Source organism: Methylibium petroleiphilum PM1 (genome assembly GCF_000015725.1).
Classification (GTDB): Bacteria; Pseudomonadota; Gammaproteobacteria; order Burkholderiales; family Burkholderiaceae_C; genus Methylibium; species Methylibium petroleiphilum.
In genome coordinates this window covers 3,033,443-3,047,911 of record NC_008825.1, presented here as the reverse complement: position 1 = coordinate 3,047,911, position 14,469 = coordinate 3,033,443, and the positions used below count along the sequence as shown (strand labels likewise).

10 protein-coding genes and 1 tRNA gene are annotated in these 14,469 nt (G+C 67.4%); 7 read left to right on the top strand and 4 right to left on the bottom strand.

Annotated features, from left to right (window positions below; all coding sequences use genetic code 11):
- Positions 1-28: 28 nt before the first annotated feature.
- Entirely contained in the window at positions 29-1,471 is a 1,443-nt protein-coding gene (locus MPE_RS22815) for a sensor histidine kinase (protein WP_148210959.1), read from the bottom strand.
- Between the two features lie 56 nt (positions 1,472-1,527).
- On the opposite strand from MPE_RS22815, the gene MPE_RS14425 reads away from it, so the two are divergent.
- The 5 genes from MPE_RS14425 (at position 1,528) to MPE_RS24035 (ending at position 9,374) form a co-directional block, all read left to right on the top strand.
- Positions 1,528-4,533, top strand: coding sequence for a response regulator (locus tag MPE_RS14425; protein ID WP_011830441.1), 3,006 nt, complete (start codon positions 1,528-1,530; stop codon positions 4,531-4,533).
- Between the two features lie 42 nt (positions 4,534-4,575).
- Positions 4,576-6,840 carry a putative bifunctional diguanylate cyclase/phosphodiesterase gene (locus MPE_RS14420; RefSeq protein ID WP_011830440.1) on the top strand — a complete coding sequence of 755 codons (2,265 nt, stop codon included), beginning with the start codon at positions 4,576-4,578 and terminating at the stop codon, positions 6,838-6,840.
- Positions 6,841-6,849: 9 nt separating this feature from the next.
- Positions 6,850-8,556: a GGDEF domain-containing protein gene (locus tag MPE_RS14415; RefSeq protein WP_011830439.1), complete on the top strand. Its 1,707-nt coding sequence runs from the start codon at positions 6,850-6,852 to the stop codon at positions 8,554-8,556.
- Between the two features lie 191 nt (positions 8,557-8,747).
- Positions 8,748-9,020 (top strand): hypothetical protein, encoded by a 273-nt coding sequence (locus tag MPE_RS14410; RefSeq protein WP_158304622.1) that lies wholly within the window; start codon positions 8,748-8,750, stop codon positions 9,018-9,020.
- 126 nt (positions 9,021-9,146) lie between these two features.
- Complete coding sequence (locus tag MPE_RS24035) at positions 9,147-9,374, top strand: hypothetical protein (protein WP_148210958.1); 228 nt, start codon at positions 9,147-9,149, stop codon at positions 9,372-9,374.
- 9 nt (positions 9,375-9,383) lie between these two features.
- On the opposite strand, the gene MPE_RS14405 is transcribed toward MPE_RS24035, so the two are convergent.
- Positions 9,384-9,473: transfer RNA gene (locus MPE_RS14405), tRNA-Ser, on the bottom strand.
- 47 nt (positions 9,474-9,520) lie between these two features.
- Complete coding sequence (locus MPE_RS14400) at positions 9,521-10,342, bottom strand: symmetrical bis(5'-nucleosyl)-tetraphosphatase (protein ID WP_011830437.1); 822 nt, start codon at positions 10,340-10,342, stop codon at positions 9,521-9,523.
- 62 nt (positions 10,343-10,404) lie between these two features.
- Here MPE_RS14400 and MPE_RS14395 point away from each other — a divergent pair, with 62 nt between their 5' ends.
- Together MPE_RS14395 and MPE_RS14390 are read left to right on the top strand one after the other, a co-directional pair.
- Positions 10,405-11,724 carry a hemolysin family protein gene (locus MPE_RS14395; protein WP_011830436.1) on the top strand — a complete coding sequence of 440 codons (1,320 nt, stop codon included), beginning with the start codon at positions 10,405-10,407 and terminating at the stop codon, positions 11,722-11,724.
- Positions 11,725-11,835: 111 nt separating this feature from the next.
- On the top strand, positions 11,836-12,630 hold the full coding sequence (locus tag MPE_RS14390; protein ID WP_011830435.1) for an SDR family NAD(P)-dependent oxidoreductase: 795 nt from the start codon (positions 11,836-11,838) through the stop codon (positions 12,628-12,630).
- A 32-nt stretch (positions 12,631-12,662) separates the two neighbouring features.
- On the opposite strand, the gene MPE_RS23820 is transcribed toward MPE_RS14390, so the two are convergent.
- Positions 12,663-13,883: a hypothetical protein gene (locus MPE_RS23820; protein ID WP_158304621.1), complete on the bottom strand. Its 1,221-nt coding sequence runs from the start codon at positions 13,881-13,883 to the stop codon at positions 12,663-12,665.
- Between the last annotated feature and the right edge of the window lie 586 nt (positions 13,884-14,469).

Here is a 14,469-nt window from a genome sequence, read left to right as displayed (position 1 = left end):
CCGAGTGGCCGTCTTGGCGTCGATCGTTTCAGGTGGACAGGGTGAAGTAGAAGCGGGCTCCGCGGTCGACCTCGGCCTCCGCCCAGATCTCGCCGCCATGGCGTTGCACGATGCGCCGCACCGACGCAAGGCCGACCCCGGTGCCGGCGAAATCGCTGCTGCTGTGCAGTCGCTGAAACACGCCGAACAGCCGATCGATGAAGCGCATGTCGAAACCGGCGCCGTTGTCGGCCACGCAAAACGCACTGTGCTCGCCTTCGACCACGCGGCCCAGTTCGATCCGGGCAACGTGGCGATGGGCGCTGTATTTCCAAGCGTTGCCCAGCAGGTTCTCGAGCACCACGCGCAACAGGGTCGGATCGCCGGTGACCAGCAGGCCGGGCGCGATGCGGACATCGACGCGGCGTTCGGGCGCCTGGCGCTGCAGATCGTCGATCACGTAGCTCGCGAGTTGCGACAGGTCGACCGTCTGGCGCGCCAGAGGCAGCGCGCCGAGTCTCGACAGCGCCAGCAGCGCGTCGATCATGCCGTTCATGCGGGCCGCGGCCCCGAGTACGCGGTCAAGGTGGTCGTTGCCGACGCGATCGAGCAGGCGACCGTAGTCCTCCTTGACAATCTTCGTGAAGCCCTCGACCACCCGGATCGGTGCGCGCAGATCGTGCGACACCAGCGTGCCGAACGACGCCGCATCCTCGTCCGCACCCGCCGGCGACGGGCGTGGGGGCGTCAGGAGCGTCGCGCTCCCCTCGTGGCCAGCGAAGCGGCCCGAGGCGTCGAGGCACACGCATGCCTTCAATCGCCAGCGTTGCAGCGGCCCGCCGCCAGGCGCCGCGAGCCCGACCTCGATGGCCTGGAAATCGGCTTCCGACTCGAGAGCCTGGCGCAGGCCGGGCATCGACGTCTCGTCGAACAGCTGCCAGAACGCCTGACTGTCGCGGCCGGCGTGCAGCGCATGGTCGGCAGGCAGCGCCGTCGCGCGCAGCGCGGTCAGGCGGTGCTGTGCGTCGGTGCGCCACAGCGGGCCCTCGATCAAGCCGAGCAGGCGTCGCACGCGGGCGCGCTCGTCGCGCAGTGCAGCGGCGTCTCGCCGCTGGCGCTGTTGCCACGCCAGGAGACCGAGCAGGACGCCCAGTGCCAGCAGCGCGCCGACCAGCAACAGCCCGAAGGCATGCCAGGGCAGACCCTCGGCAGCGTCGAAGGCAGCTCGCGCGTCGACCGGCAGCAGCAACGCGCCGAGTCCGATGCCCGAGGCTTCCGCGATCCGGGACAGTGCACGCCTGAGGTCGTTGTCAATCGAAATCATGTGATCGATTGTAGAAGTCGCATCCGTGAACGATTGCCGCAGCGGGGCCTCGGCGTCGCGACGGCTCGCCAGCACCCGACAGGAGGGACGGCGGCGGCTTTGCGCGCGGCACCGGGCCACGCCACACTTGCCGACATGCGCACCTGCTCGATCCGCGCCGTCGGCCAACCCGGACGCAAGACGTCCACATCGACACGGCGGGTTCCCGGGTCGGGGGTGGCTCGATGAGCAACGAGCACGTCGACTCGCAGTTCGAGCGTGCCGCGGCCGAGGCGCGCGCCGCGGTCGATCGCCGGGTGCTGCGGCCGCTGCGCGATCTGGCGGTGGCGCGCAAGCTCGCGTTGATCGTGTTCCTGCTGGTCGGCGTGGTCGTCGGCCTCGTCTACCTCAGCAAGCTCAGCTCCGACATCCTGTCCGGCGTGCGCGCCTACGTGGCCGGGGACGGGCTGTGGGCCAAAGGCAACCGCGACGCGGTGTTCTACCTGGTGCGCTATGCACAGACCCACGAGGAAGCTGATTACCGCCAGTACGCAGCGGCGTTGTCCGTGACGCTGGGTGACCGGCAGGCGCGACTGGAACTGGAGAAGCCCGATTTCGACTACGACGTGGCGTATGCGGGCTTCTTGGCAGGGCGCAACCACCCCGACGACATCGACAGCCTGATCTGGTTGTTCCGGACCTTCCGCAATCTGAGCTACATGGACCGGGTGATCCAGCTCTGGACCCGCGGCGACGAGGAAATGGCGCTGCTGCGCAGCTACGGCGACACCATCCGCACGCAAGTGCTGAACGGCAGCCTGAGCCCGGCGCACGCTGCCCTCCTGATCGGCGAGATCGAGGTGCTCAATCGCCGCCTCGTGCCGATCGAGGACGCCTTCTCCACCGTGCTGGGGGAGGCCAGCCGCTGGATCGCCCAGCTGTTGTTCGCTCTGATGCTGGTGACGGCCTGCGGTTTGCTCACGCTCGGGCTGGTGGTCGCCGGCTATCTGACGCGCCGCATCAACCGTCAGATCGACGGGCTGCGCGACGGGGCGTTGCGCATGGCGGACGACGACTTCGAGCAACCGGTGGAGATCGTCTCCGACGACGAACTGGGCCGGCTCGCCGCCACCTTCAACAGCATGCAGGCCCGGCTGCGGGAGCATCGCAGTGCCATCGAGGCCAGCGCCGCCGAGTTGCAGCAGGCCACGGCTGCGGCCCAGGCGCTGGCGCTGCAGGCCGAGACGGCGAGCCAGGCGAAGAGCCAGTTCATGGCGACGATGAGCCACGAGATCCGCACGCCGATGAACGGCGTGCTCGGCATGACCGAACTCCTGCTGGGCACCGCGCTCGATTCGCGGCAGCGACGCTTTGCCCAGGCGGTGTACCGCTCCGGCGAAAGCCTGCTCGAGATCATCAACGACATCCTCGATTTCTCGAAGATCGAGGCCGGCAAGCTGGAACTGGCGCCGGCCGACTTCACGCCGCGAGCCCTGGTCGAGGACGTGTTGGAACTGTTGGCGCCTCGGGCGCAGGAGCGCGGGCTGGAGTTGAGCTTCCGGGAGGAGCCCGGCCTGCCGCCGGCACTGCATGGCGATGCGCTGCGGCTGCGCCAGGTGCTCACGAACCTGGTCGCCAACGCGATCAAATTCACCGAGCATGGCGAGGTGGTCGTCGAGATGCGCCGGGTCGAGCCGACCGCGGCAGAGACGGCCCTGGCCACCGGGGACCGGCTGTGGGTCGAGCTGTGCGTGCGAGATACCGGGATCGGCATTCCCCCCGAGGCCTTGTCACGGCTCTTCATCGCCTTCAGCCAGGCCAGCAGCGGCATGGCGCGACGCTACGGCGGCACCGGTCTGGGGCTGGCGATCTCGCGCCAGCTGGTCGAACTGATGTCCGGATCGATCACGGTCCGCAGCCAGCCGGGGGTGGGCTCGCGGTTCTGCGTTCGGCTGCCCCTGTCGCCGGCCTCCAGCGACGTCGATGTCGACATGCTCGAACTGCATGACATGCCGGCCCTGCGCGTGCTCGTCGTCGATGACAACGAGACCAACCGGACGGTGCTCGAAAACCTGCTCGGGGCCTGGGGCATGGAGGTCGTGGTGGCGAACGACGGCGTGCATGCGCTGGAGCGGCTGCATGCGGAGCGCGATGCCGCACGCAGCTTCGACATTGCGCTGATCGACATGCAGATGCCGCGGCTCGATGGCCTGCAACTGGCCGACCGGATCTCGGCCGAGCCGGACTTCGCGGACGTGAAGCTGATCATGCTGTCGTCCGTGAGCTCGCCCGACGACGCCAAGCGCGCGCAGGCCGTGGGCTTCAAGCGCTTCGTCAACAAGCCGGTGCGGAAGGCCGAACTGCGCCAGGCGATCCTCGGCGTGTCGGGTGTTGCCGGCGCCGGCGGCGGTTCGTCGCGCAAGATCGGCGCCCATATCCTGGTGGTCGAGGACAATCCCGTGAACCAGGAAGTGATCGGGCAGATGCTGCGCCACTTCGGTTGCCGCGTGCAGCTCGCCTCGTCGGCGCTCGAAGGGCTGCGTGCCTTGTGTGCCGAGCGCTTCGACCTGATCATGATGGACATCCAGATGCCGGGCATGGACGGTGTCGAGGCGCTCGGCTGGTTCCGCCGAGGACCTGGCGAGCGCTTCGCCTTCCGCACTCCACCCACCACGCCGGTGGTCGCGGTGACCGCCAACGCATTGGGGGGTGACCGCGAGCGATTCCTCGGCCTCGGATTCGATGAATACCTTTCCAAACCCTTCCGGCAAAGCCAGTTGCACACCATGCTGTCACAACGCCTGAACATTCCCGACACCGGGGCGGGAGAGCTGACGCCGGCTCCGGCCGAGCCAGCGTTGGCTGGAGCTCCGGCGATCCCCCCTGCGGCGACGGCAGGAGCTCTGGATGCCCAGGCTCTGCAGCGGCTGCGCGACCTCGATCCCACCGGGGCGAACCGGCTGCTGGAGCGCGTCGTGCAGGCGTTCGAGACGTCCACGGGGCGTTTGCTGCCGCAGCTCGACGAAGCGCATGCAGCGGGCGACCTCGACGGCGTGAAGCATGTCGCCCATACGCTGAAATCCTCGTCGGCCAGCATCGGGGCGCTCAAGTTGTCGGCCCTGTGTGCCGACATCGAGGGCATGATTCGCAACAACGAGGTGCAGGCCCTGGGGCCGCGCGTCGCGGCGCTGCGCGCCGAGATCGCGTCGGTTCGTGGCAGCCTGCACGCTCTGCTGCTGCCTGCCGCCTGACCCGGATCCACGACCCACGCGCTGTCGATCAAGAATTCACCCATGGACCTGCGCGCCGATCCCTCTGTCGACGATCCTCTGGAGAGCCCTCGTGTTCTCCTGGTCGACGACGACGAGGTCAACCTGCTGCTGACATCGATCGCGTTGCGCGAGCGAGGCTTCGCCGTCACCGAAGCCACCAGCGGCGAGCGCGCGGTGCAGTTGCTGACCGACTGGTCGCCCGACGTCATCGTGCTCGATGCGCTGATGCCCGGCATGGACGGCTTCACCACCTGCCGAGAGCTGCGCGCCTTGCCCGGCTTCGAGTCGATGCCGGTGCTGATGCTGACCGGATTGGATGACGATGCGTCGATCACCCGTGCCTACGAGGCCGGCGCCACCGACTTTTTCGTCAAATCGACGCAGTGGAGTCTGCTGGCCGGACGGCTGCGTTATCTGCTGCGCTCGTCCCGCACCCGACTGGAGCTCGAGCGCAGCAAATCGAAGCTGGCACGCGCGCAGGATCTCGCACGCATGGGAAGCTTCGACTGGCGGCGCGATCGCTCGGGGCTGCTGTTCTCGGTCGAGGGTTTGCGCGTCTTCGGTCTGGGCCCGGGGGATCACCTCGGCATGAGATCGCTCATCCGCATGGTCCCCGCCGAGCATCGGCAGGGCTGTCTGTCGCTGTTGCGGGATACGCTGGCCCGCAGCACCGTGCTGGCCACCGATTTCCCGGTACAACTGATCGACGGGCGCCAGCGCGTGGTCCACGTCGAGGCCGAACCCGAGTTCAACGAACACGGCAACCTGACCGGCTACACCGGCATCGTTCAGGACGTGACCGACCGACGGGTGGCCGAGGACAAGATCCGTCACCTGGCGAACTTCGACGCACTGACGGGCCTGCCGAACCGGCGCCAGTTGATCTGGCGCGCCGAACGTGCGATGGAACAGGCCAAGCGGCTGAACCATCAGGTGGGGCTGCTGCTGATCGACCTGGATCGCTTCAAGGTCATCAATGACACGCTCGGGCACGGGGCGGGGGACGAACTGCTGATGGAGGTGTCTCGGCGACTGCGGTCCTGCGTGCGGCACTCCGACCAGGTGGTCGAGACGGGGATCGACTCGGTAGGTCTGCGCGCGCATCGCTCGCTGGAGGCGGTCGGTCGTCTCGGCGGTGACGAGTTCGTGGCGTTGCTGCCCGAGGTCGATGCTGACCAGGATGCCGAGCGCGTTGCGCTGCGCATCCTCGAAGTGATGCGCGAGCCCATCTTCGTGGGCGGCCAGGAATGCTTCGTGACGGCGAGCGTCGGCATCGCGCTGTTCCCTCGGGACGGCGCTTCGGTGGCCGACGTGCTGCGCAACGCCGATGTGGCGATGTACTCCGCCAAGGCAGCCGGACGCAACGCGGCATCGCTCTACCGGCCGCATCTGGCCGGCAAGGGCCGTGAGAAGCTCGAGCTCGAGAGCGCGCTGCACAAGGCCATCGAGCGCGAGGAACTGGTGCTGCACTACCAGCCGAAGATCGACGTGCGCACCGCGCGCATGGTCGGTGCCGAGGCGCTGATGCGCTGGAAGCGCAATGGCGTGTTGGTGCCGCCCGGCGATTTCATCCCGCTGGCCGAGGAGACCGGCCTCATCGTGCCGATGAGCGAGTGGGCCATCCGCGAGGCCACCCGGCAGGCGCGCCTGTGGCAGCAGCACCATGGCATCGATACCTCGATCGCGGTGAACCTGCCGAGCCGGCTGTTCGAGCGCACCGACCTGGTGACCCACATCCAGCAGGCCGCGGCGGCGCACGGCGTCACGCATTCCTGCATCGAGCTGGAGATCACTGAAACCGGCCTGATGAAGGATCTGCAGAACGTGATCCCGGCCTTGCATCGACTCAACGAGATCGGCGTCGAGATCTCCATCGACGACTTCGGCACCGGCTATTCTTCGCTCGCGTACCTGACGACGCTGCCGATCAGCGAGCTGAAAATCGACCGCAGCTTCGTGCGTGACCTCGGCGTTACCTTGCAGAGTTCGGCTGTGGTGACGGCGATCATTGCGCTGGCGCGCTCGCTCGGCATCCGCGTGATTGCGGAGGGCGTGGAGAACCTGCGCCAGATGGAGGTGCTGCACCGCCTGGGCTGCAGCACGATGCAGGGCTTCCTGTTCAGCAAGGCCTTGCCGCCTGAAGACCTGGAGCAATGGCTGGCGCAGACCGTATTGCCTCGCAAGGCCCCGTGGATCGGGCAGGTGGAAGACAGTGACGCCACGGCGGAGTCGGTGCCGCGGGCCGATGTGCGCGCCCTGCCGGGCAATCTGCCTCCGGGCGCCTGAGCTCGCGCGATGGGCGTGGCCTCGAACCCGGAAGCGTCCGCTGCACGTGCCGCGGAGCCCGCGGCTGCGGAGTTGGCCAAGGCGGCGCTGCGCCGCCTTGCGCTGGAGCGCAAGCAACCGACGCCCGAGAACTTTGCGTGGGCCTACCGGACGGAGCGCGGTGACGCACCGGGGCCCGCGGCGGGGGTTGCTGCTGCCGTGCCGGACAGCGCCGAAGGCGACGGCGAAGCGTGGGCCGCTCTGTTCCAGAGCGCCCTGCGGGGCGTGGAGCGTGGCGGCCGCAACTGGACCGCCGCTCGACGCAAGGACAGTCTGCAGCGGGTGCTCGGGGGCAGCCGCAGTGACGCCAAGCGGCTGCAGCAAAGGCTCAAGCAGCTCATCGCCAGCTGGGACAGTGATGCGCTCGACGAGGCACCGAGCGATCTGGCACCTTTCGACGCGGCAGCACCCGTGGGCGACGTCGCGCCGATGGTCGTTGCAGAGGCTTCGCCGGCGCCCGTCTCGATGGCCTGGTCGCGCGTTGCCGCCGAACTCGGTGCGACCGTTCAGGCGGCCTTGCCGTCGAGCGAGGCGCGCAGCCGCGAGGTGGCCGAGCGGCTTGCGCAGTTGCAGGCGCGCATTGCTGCCGACGGCCCCGATGGTGTTGTCGAAGACGTGGCGCAGGCTTGCACCGAGGCGCAACGGGTGTTGCAGCATCGCCAGCACCTGACGAACCAACTGGGAGGGCTGTGCCAGGAACTCACCGAAGGTCTGGCCGACCTGTCCGAGGACGATTCCTGGGTCAAAGGGCAGTGCGAGGTGATGCGCAGTCAGCTGTTCGAGAGCGACGGTGGCCTGACGGCAAGGGGCGTGCGATCAGTCAGCCAACTGCTGCTCGGTACGCGCGAGCGCCAGCAGGAACTGCGCGCGGCCCGCAAGGCGGCCCGAGATGCCTTGAAGGACTCGATCCACGAGATGCTCGACGAGATTGCCTCGCTGGGTGCACAGACCGGGCGCTTCTCGTCTCAATTGGACGGGTACGCCGACGAGATCGACCGTGCCGAGTCTCTTGAGAGCCTGGCCGGGACGGTGCGACAGATGGTGGCTGAAAGCCGGGCAGTGCACGAAGGGGTCAGCCAGGCGCAGGCCAGACTGGCTCTGGAGCACAGCCGATCGGCCGAGATGCAGGCGCGGGTGGTCGAATTGGAGGACGAGATCCGTCGGCTGTCGGACGAAGTGTCCACGGACCCCTTGACGCAGATCGCCAACCGCCGCGGCCTGCAGCAGGCCTTCGAGACGGAGCAGGCCAAGAACCAGCGGGCTGCACAGGGTGAGGGCGCGACGCTCGCCGTGGCGCTGATCGACATCGACAATTTCAAGAAGCTCAACGATCGGCTGGGCCATGCGAGCGGCGATGCGGCGCTGCAGTTCCTGACGCACCGCGTCGCGCAGGCGCTGCGCCCCGGCGACACACTGGCGCGCTACGGTGGCGAGGAGTTCGTGGTGCTGCTGCCGGGCACGCCGCTCGACGAGGCGCAGCGCGTGCTCACCCGCGTGCAGCGTACGCTCAGCGCGGAGCTGTTCATGAGCGATGAGCAGGGGCAGGTGTTCGTGACCTTCTCGGCCGGCGTCAGCCTCTACCGGCCCGGCGAACGGCTCGAGCAATCGCTGGAGCGCGCCGACGAGGCGCTGTACGAGGCCAAGCACAGCGGCAAGAACCGCACCTGCGCCGCCTGATCTACTGCCCGCGGCGCTCGTTGCGCGGCCGAGCGGGGCCCGCGAAGGACCCCCTAGTTCGTTCGGACGCCCTGTCCTGCCGAGGCGGACAATCCAGCGCTGCGGTCGTGCCGATCGTGGCCCCGGCGCGGCCCAGCCTTCGTCGAGACTCTCCTGGCGTGCCGACCCTGCAGACGTTCCGTGATCCGAGAATGAGTGGCTTCGAACAACGCGCGCACGAGTTGCTGACCACGCTCCTGGCGGGGCGGCACTTGCCTCCGGACATGCGTCTGGCGATCGAGCAGGCCATCGTGATGCAGATGCGCGATGGGTTCACGCCGGCTATGGAGTCTGAATTGCGCCACTTCATCGACCGTTGTGCTGAACCGGTGCCTCCTGGGTCAGGCGACCTGACCGTTGGGCCTCGGTTCGAAGATGATGATCGATCGACGAGCGTCGATGTCCATTGGACGACGCTCCGATAGCTCTCCAGGAGCGGCATCGTTGCGGCCGGCGAAGATGGCCTATAACCTTTAACTAAAAATGGGAATTACCACGCCCCCAGCATAGATGTAACCTTATGTACGCGATTTCGCAGGACGGGGTTCGCCATGGCAACTTTCGATTTCGGGGCCAAGTCTCGGCATTTCACTCTGCATCCACCCAAAACCCGGACAGATCGGAGCGCTGTTGAACTCCGCGCTGTTCAGCAGGACGACACCCAGACCGACGATCACTGGTTGCATTCGTCGTTTGATCTGCGTCGCGGGCTGGAAGTGAGCGAGGAAGAAATCGATACCCTGCCCGGAGAACTGCAGGACGCGTTCACTAGGCGCTGAGAGGTGCATTGGCGGAAGCGGTGGGATTCGAACCCACGGAAGGGTCACCCCTTCGGCAGTTTTCAAGACTGCTGCCTTCAACCGCTCGGCCACGCTTCCAACGGACTGAATTCTAAGTTCGGCAGCGGCCCGGTCGCCGCGACTGATCAGCCAGGCCGCTGCGCCGTTTCGCAGTCGACCTGGATCATCTCCCGCCGTCCTCCGTCGATACGCACCGCGGTGAGCGCGCCGCCCCAGACGCAGCCGGTGTCGATGGCCAGCAGGTCAGGGCGATTCAAGAGGCCGAGCGTCGACCAATGGCCGAAGGCGATTGGTTGTCCCTGCGTCTGGCGGTCGGGTGCCTCGAACCAGGGGTAGAGCCCGTCCGGCGCTTTGTCCGCGGCCTCCTTCACCTTGAAGTCCAGCGTGCCACGAGCATCGACGAAGCGCACGCGCGTGAGCACGTTGATCGCGAAGCGCCATCGGTCGGCGCCGTCGAGACCGGTCTTCCATCGAGACGGCTCGTTGCCGTACATCACCTGCAGGAAGTCCCCCCATCGCGGACCGCCGAGTTCCGCCTCCACTTCGGCGGCCAGTTGCAGCGTCAGCGCCCGGTCCCACTGCGGCGCCACGCCGGCATGCACCATCAGCCAGCCCTCCGCGTGCACCGCGAGCGGTCGACTGCGGACCCAATCGATCAGCGCGTCGCGGTCCGCGGACTCGAGGATCGGCGTCAGCGTGTCGCTGCGGTGGGGGCGGCGCACGCCTCGGGCCACGGCCAGCAGGTGCAGGTCGTGGTTGCCGAGCAGGCAGGTGGCCGAGTCGCCCAGTGCGATCAGGCGCCGCAGCACGTCGAGCGACCGCGGCCCGCGGTTCACCAGATCGCCGAGCGCGTACAGCCGATCGCGCGAGGGCGAGAAGCCGATCTTGGCGAGCAGGTGGTCGAGGGCGTCGCAACAGCCCTGGAGGTCGCCGACGAGATAGATCATGGGTCGATTCTGCTACGCTCGTATTTCACCGACTCGTGACGTCGCCCGGCGCGGCGCACTGAATGGACGTCTTTCTCCTGGTTTGCCTGATCCTTCTCAACGGCCTGTTCGCGATGTCGGAGATGTCGCTGGCCGCGAGCCGCAAGGCGCGTCTGCAGGTGATGGTGGAAACCGGAGACGCCGGCGCCAAGGCGGCGATGGAGTTGCATGACAACCCGACGAGCTTCCTGTCGACGGTGCAGATCGGCATCACCTCGATCGGCATCCTGAACGGCATCGTGGGCGAGGCCGCCTTCTCGCAGCCGTTGGCCGCGTGGCTCAAGGAAGGCTTCGACATTGCGCCGCGGGCCGCCGATATCGGCTCGCTCGCCCTGGTGGTGGTGATCATCACCTTCCTGACGATCATCTTCGGCGAACTGGTGCCCAAGCGGGTCGGCCAGCTCTATCCCGAAGCCGTCGCGCGCCTGGTCTCGCGGCCGATGCGCGGCCTGTCCTTCGTCGCCAGGCCCTTCGTCAAGCTGCTGGCCGGCAGCACGGGCGCGATCCTCGGCCTGCTAGGCATCCGCGATACGCAGAGCCGGGGCGTGACGGAGGAGGAGATTGCGGCCAGCCTCGAGGAGGGCTTCGACGCCGGGGTCATCGAGGCCCAGGAACACCAGATGGTGCGCAATGTCTTCCGGCTCGACGAGCGGCAGATCGGCTCGATGATGATCCCGCGCGGCGAGATCGCCTGGCTCGACAGCACGACGCCCATCGCCGACGCGCTGGCGGTGATCGCGGCCCACGAACACTCCCGCTACCCGGTGTGCCGGGGCGGACTGGACGAGGTGCTCGGCGTCGTCGGGACGCAGCACCTGCTGCAGCAGGTCACCAGCGGCAAGCCGCTGTCGTTGACCGAAGGCCTGCAGCCGCCGGTGTTCGTGCCCGAGACGCTCACCGGCATGGAACTGCTCGAGCAGTTCCGCGGATCGACCACGCAGATGGTGTTCGTCGTCGACGAGTACGGCGAAGTCCAAGGCGTGATCACGCTGCGCGACGTGCTGGAGGCCATCACCGGTGAGTTCACCACGCCCACCGCCGACGACGCCTGGGCGGTGCAGCGCGACGATGGCTCGTGGTTGATCGACGGCTTGATCCCGGTCCCCGAACTCAAGGACCGGCTCGGCCTGAAGGAACTGCCCGACGAGGACCGTGGCCGCTACAACACCCTCGCCGGCATGACGATGCTGCTGCTCGGGCGCCTGCCGCAGACCGCCGACGTGGTCGAGTGGGCCGGTTGGCGCTTCGAGGTGGTCGATCTCGACGGCAAGCGGGTCGACAAGGTGCTGGTCAACCGACTGGGCGGCGCCGATGCCGCATCGCTGACCGGCTCCGAATCCTGACCTCGGCGCCGAGGTTGGCGCGACGAAGACCTTGACATCGAGCAGGTCGGCGCGTTCCTGCAAGACTGCGCGCATTCGCTCACCGAGCGTCACTCTTCAGGAAAGCTCAACGTGGATCTTCAACTGACAGGCAAGCAGGCTCTCGTGTCCGGCAGCACGGCCGGCATCGGCTATTCGATCGCCGAGGCGCTGGCGCGCGAGGGTGCGCGCGTGATCGTCAACGGCCGTACCGAGGTGGCCGTCGAACGTGCCGTCGCGCAACTGTGCGCGGCATCGGGGCCGAACGCCGCCGAAGGCTTTGCCGGCGACCTCAGCACCGCGGTGGCGGCCGAGGCGCTCGTGCGCCGCTTCCCGGATGTCGATATTCTCGTCAACAACCTCGGCATCTTCGAGCCCAAGCCCTTCGAGGAGATCCCCGACGCGGACTGGCAGCGCTTCTTCGACGTCAACGTACTCAGCGGCGTGCGTCTGGCGCGGCTCTACCTGCCGGCGATGCGGCAACGCAATTGGGGGCGGGTGATCTTCATCTCGAGCGAGAGCGCGCTGCAGATCCCGTCGGAGATGATCCACTACGGCATGACCAAGACCGCGCAACTGGCGGTGTCGCGAGGCCTTGCGGAGGCCGTGGCCGGGACGGGCATCACGGTCAACAGCGTACTGCCCGGGCCTACGCGTTCGCGCGGTGTCGTCGACTTCGTCGATGCGCTGGCCCAGGCCGAAGGCAAGTCGGCCGAGGTCGTCGAGCAGGAGTTCTTCCTCAAGATGCGGCCCACTTCCCTGATTCGCCGCTTCGCCACGACCGAGGAGGTGGCCTCGCTGGTGGCCTATGTCGCCAGCCCCCTCGCGTCAGCCACCACCGGTGCGGCGCTGCGGGTGGACGGCGGCGTGCTCAGGTCGGCGGTGTGATTCCGGATCTGCAGCGCCGAGGCGCTGCAGACTCAGTTCTTGAAGGCGATGAACCCGGCGACCACTGCGGCTCCCGACGAATTCGAGAGAGAGAACGCACCGCCCACTTCCGGCGGCCCCGAGCCGTTCGTCCCGGCGACATTGGCCGGCCCGAAGAACCGAGCGCTCAAGCCTCCGCTGAGCGTGCCGCTGACGGTCCCAGTAGAGTAGTTCGACTCACCCGCGGCCACGGTGCCCATCGTTGTGGAGGAGGAGAAGCTGATCGGGACGGACGTCCCGGAACCTTCCTGGACGCACGTGTTGACGTTCACTACGACGGCCCGGGTGGCGAAGTTCGCCGTCACGGTGGCCCGGCAATTGAAGTTCACCCGATCGACGACACCGTTCGAGGCATACGACCCGTAGACGAAGCCGTTGTAGCTGGTACTCCCCGTGACCGGCATGCCGTTCGAGTCCGACACCTCACCGAACGTCACGATGCCAGTGCGCTCCGTGTTGTGTTCGAAGAAGCTGCCGGCAGCCCACTGTCCTCCGAGGTGAATCGTGTCGCGTGTTCCCCAGTAGCCGATGTTGCTGTATCGGTAGCTCCACTGCACCACGTCTCGAACCCCCTTGGAGCCAGGGAACGGCACGCCGAAGCCGTTTCCACCCGGCAGCCAAGTCGGGTTTCCGTTGGCGTCTGGCAGGCCATTTCCAGCATGGATGTCGCCGTCCTCGTGCAGCCGCTGCCCGCCTGCGACATCGGGTCGGGTCCCACCGGAGCGCCAACTGCCGGCCGTGCGGTTCAGTCCGGCCGTTTCGGTCGTACGGCATGGATCGCCAGGGTCGCAGCGAGATGGTGCGGACCGCGGAAAGTACCGGTTATTCGCGTAGTTGAGTTGCGTGCCGTTTCTCCCCTTCGTTGCGTAGTCGTAGAAGCTCAGGTTGGAACTGACCGGTAAAGCTGAACGGACCAGCGCACCGTTGGACCCCAACTCGACCCGGCCGGCGGTGGTGTCAAACAGTTCGATGATCAGGGGGCGGTCGGTGACACCGTCCCACGAGATGTTCAGGTTCTTCAACAGGATGGCCGTGGACAACGTGATGCCGTTGCTGTCCTTGGCCGATCGAAATTCCGCGAGACCACCGGAAGCCAAGGCCAATCCCGTCGCAATGTTCGGATTGCTGGGGTTGAGCACATCGCCGGTGGATCGGCCATAGACCTGGACGCCGGAACTTGTGAGCGCCACTCCGTTCGCAGACCTGATCAGCACCGAACCGCTGCACTGGTAACCGGCACCCTCTACACAGTTCATCGTCAGTGGGGAAGGAGCCGGAGCCGGAGCCGGGGCCGGGGCCGGGGCCGGAGCAGGAGCAGGAGCCGGAGCCGGAGCCGGAGCAGGGGCAGGGGCAGGGGCAGGGGCAGGGGCCGGAGCCAGGTCGCAATGCTTTTCGACGCCCGGGAGAGGATCGCCAAAGATGCGGTTGTCGCATGCGACGCCGCCGGTGAAGGTGCCGGTGACGAAGGTGCTATTGGCGCCGTAGCGCACCAGTCGCGAACCCGTGAAGCTGCAGGTGGTCCGTTCGTTGGCGCAGAACGTCCAGGTGGCCGGAGCGGGTGCAGGAGCCGGAGCAGGAGCAGGAGCAGGAGCAGGAGCCGGAGCCGGAGCCGGAGCCGGAGCAGGGGCCGGAGCAGGGGCCGGAGCAGGGGCCGGAGCCGGAGCCGGAGCAGGGGCCAGGTCGCAATGCTTTTCGACGCCCGGGAGAGGATCGCCAAAGATGCGGTTGTCGCATGCGACGCCGCCGGTGAAGGTGCCGGTGACGAAGGTGCTATTGGCGCCGTAGCGCACCAGTCGCGAA

What these genes read in the sequence shown, in the direction of transcription:
- MPE_RS14395 (WP_011830436.1), top strand. Translation starts at nt 10,405, where the DNA reads ATGGACGTCTTTCTCCTGGTTTGCCTGATCCTTCTCAACGGCCTGTTC.
- MPE_RS14400 (WP_011830437.1), bottom strand. Translation starts at nt 10,342, where the DNA reads ATGATCTATCTCGTCGGCGACCTCCAGGGCTGTTGCGACGCCCTCGAC.
- MPE_RS14410 (WP_158304622.1), top strand. Translation starts at nt 8,748, where the DNA reads ATGAGTGGCTTCGAACAACGCGCGCACGAGTTGCTGACCACGCTCCTG.
- MPE_RS24035 (WP_148210958.1), top strand. Translation starts at nt 9,147, where the DNA reads ATGGCAACTTTCGATTTCGGGGCCAAGTCTCGGCATTTCACTCTGCAT.
- MPE_RS14420 (WP_011830440.1), top strand. Translation starts at nt 4,576, where the DNA reads ATGGACCTGCGCGCCGATCCCTCTGTCGACGATCCTCTGGAGAGCCCT.
- MPE_RS14415 (WP_011830439.1), top strand. Translation starts at nt 6,850, where the DNA reads ATGGGCGTGGCCTCGAACCCGGAAGCGTCCGCTGCACGTGCCGCGGAG.
- MPE_RS14425 (WP_011830441.1), top strand. Translation starts at nt 1,528, where the DNA reads ATGAGCAACGAGCACGTCGACTCGCAGTTCGAGCGTGCCGCGGCCGAG.